The sequence below is a fragment of the Gordonia sp. (in: high G+C Gram-positive bacteria) genome (assembly GCF_049299075.1).
GTDB lineage: Bacteria > Actinomycetota > Actinomycetes > Mycobacteriales > Mycobacteriaceae > Gordonia.
The window spans coordinates 1-2,837 of sequence record NZ_JBAQWU010000131.1 but is presented as its reverse complement, the minus strand read 5'-3'; the positions used below and the strand labels follow the sequence as shown (position 1 = coordinate 2,837).

The 2,837-nt window shown below is 65.6% G+C and carries 1 protein-coding gene and 1 pseudogene; both read right to left on the bottom strand.

The annotated features are described in order from the left end of the window. A pseudogene (gene gltD / locus WAW85_RS04440) lies at window positions 1-234 on the bottom strand (glutamate synthase); the annotation flags it as partial. Beyond that, on the bottom strand, window positions 227-2,837 hold a 2,611-nt coding region (locus WAW85_RS04435), incomplete at its 5' end, for a glutamate synthase-related protein (protein WP_422558436.1). The pseudogene gltD and the gene WAW85_RS04435, both read right to left, overlap by 8 nt.

Sequence of the window (2,837 nt, the reverse complement as noted above, 5' to 3'; positions counted from 1 at the left end):
GTCCCAGCGGTCCCGGTAGACCAGGTCGTTCCACTCGGGAATCAGATTTCCGAGCGGACATCCGTTGTGGCAGAACGGAATACCGCAGTCCATGCAGCGCGAGGCCTGGGTGCGGAGCGTGTCCCGGTCGAAGTCCTTGTAGACCTCGTTCCAGTCCATCAGCCGCAGGTCGACGGGGCGCCGGGTGGGCGTCTGCCGCTCGGTGTGCTTGAGGAATCCTCTGGGATCAGCCACGTGCCGCCTCCATGATCGCTTCGTTGACATCTCGTCCGGTGCGCTCGGCGACGTCGATGGCGTCAAGCACTCTCTTGTAGTCGCGGGGCAGAACCTTCGCGAACTTGGTCTGGGCCACCGCCCAGTTGCCCAGGATCTTCGCCGCGACGGGTGATCGCGTCTCGTCCCGGTGCTCGGTGAGCATGGCCCGCAGGTAGGACAGGTCCTCGTCGTCGAGCGGGACCAGGTCGACGAGCTCGGTGTTCAGGTTCTGCTCGAACGTCCCGTTCTTGTCGTACACGTACGCGACCCCGCCGGACATACCAGCGGCGAAGTTGCGGCCCGTCTCACCGAGCACAACCACCCGGCCGCCGGTCATGTACTCGCAGCCGTGGTCGCCCACACCTTCGACGACGGCGTGCACGCCCGAGTTACGAACACAGAATCGCTCGCCAGCCACACCCCGCAGGAAGATCTTTCCGGCGGTGCCACCGAAACCGATCACGTTGCCCGCGATGATGTTCTCCTCGGCGACGAATCCGTCAGGCACGTCGACCGACGGAGCGACGACGATCTTGCCGCCCGAAAGTCCCTTGCCGACGAAGTCGTTCGCGTCACCGGACAACCGCATGGTGATGCCGCGCGGCACAAAGGCGCCGAAGCTGTTGCCCGCCGAGCCGGTGAAGGCCAGCGAGATGGTGCCGTCGGGTAGGCCTTCGGCTCCGTACGCCTTGGTCACCTCGTGGCCGAGCATGGTGCCCACCGTGCGGTTGACGTTGGTGATCGGCGACTCGATGAACACCCGGGTGCCCGACTCGATAGCTGGCCGCGCCTTGGCGATCAGCTCGTTGTCGAGAGCCTTGTCCAGACCGTGGTCCTGGCTGCCCGAGCAGTACCGGTCCTGGTTCATGAACGGCGACTCCGGCACGGTCAGGATCGGCGAGAGGTCGAGCTTGCCTGCCTTCGCCTCCTTCCAGTGCCCGATGGCCTTGCTGGTGTCGAGCGCCTCGACCTGACCAACGGCCTCGGCGAGCGTGCGGAATCCTAACCGCGCCAATAGTTCTCGCACTTCTTCGGCGATGTAGAGCATGAAGTTCTCGACGAACTCCGGCTTGCCGTTGAAGCGCTCGCGCAGCAGCGGATTCTGCGTCGCGACACCCACCGGGCAGGTGTCGAGGTGGCAGACGCGCATCATGATGCAGCCCGACACCACCAGCGGCGCGGTCGCGAATCCGAACTCCTCGCCGCCGAGCAGCGCCGCGATCATGACATCGCGGCCGGTCTTGAGCTGCCCGTCGACCTGCACGACGATCCGGTCGCGCAAACCGTTCAGCAGCAGCGTCTGCTGGGTCTCGGCCAGACCGATCTCCCACGGCGCACCGGCGTGCTTGAGCGAGGTCAGCGGGCTCGCACCCGTACCGCCGTCGAAACCGGAGATCAGGACGACGTCCGCGTGCGCCTTCGAGACACCCGCGGCCACCGTGCCCACGCCGAGTTCGGACACAAGTTTCACGTGAATCCGCGCCTGCGGGTTCGCGTTCTTCAGATCGTGGATGAGCTGCGCCAGGTCCTCGATCGAGTAGATGTCGTGGTGCGGAGGCGGCGAGATCAGGCCGACGCCGGGCGTGCTGCCACGCACCTCGGCCACCCACGGGTAGACCTTGTGCGGGGGCAACTGGCCACCCTCGCCGGGCTTGGCGCCCTGCGCCATCTTGATCTGAATGTCGGTGCAGTTGCTTAGGTAGTGGCTGGTGACACCAAAACGACCCGACGCCACCTGCTTGATGGCGCTGCGCCGCGAGTCACCGTTCTCGTCCCGCGCAAAGCGCCGCGGGTCCTCCCCGCCCTCACCCGAATTCGACTTGCCACCAAGGCGATTCATCGCAATCGCGAGCGTCTCGTGGGCTTCAGCCGAGATCGAGCCGTAGCTCATCGCACCGGTCGAGAAACGCTTGACGATCTCGCTGGCCGGCTCCACCTTGTCCAACGGGATCGGATCCCGGTCGCCAAAGTTGAAGTCGAACAGCCCGCGCAGCGTGCCGAGCCGAGTCGACTGATCGTCGACCAACTTCGTGTACTCCTTGAACACGCTGTACTGCCCGGTGCGGGTCGCGTGCTGCAGCTTGAACACCGTCTCCGGATTGAAGAGGTGGTACTCCCCTTCCCGGCGCCACTGGTACTCGCCGCCGACCTCGAGTTCGCGGTGGGCCCGCTCGCTCGGCCGCTCGCTGAAGGCAAGCGCGTGCCGCGCGCCTACCTCGTCGGCGAGCTCGTCGAGCCCGATGCCGTCGAGCTGGCTGCGCAGACCAGTGAAGAACTCGTCGACCATGTCCTGGCTCAGCCCGATGGCCTGGAAGAGCTGGGCGCCGTTGTACGACGGGACCGTGGAGATACCCATCTTGCTCATCACTTTGAGCACACCCTTGCCCGCGGCCTTGATGTAGTTGGCGCGCGCCTTGGAATAGTCGGCCGGGCCGGAGATCCCGCCGAGCAGATTGGGTCCGCTCGCTTCGCTCCGGGCGCCCGAATCGATCATGTCCTCGATCGTTTCGAAAGCCATGTACGGGTTGATCGCGGCCGCACCGAAGGCGATCAGCAGTGCCATGTGGTGCACCTCGCGGGCG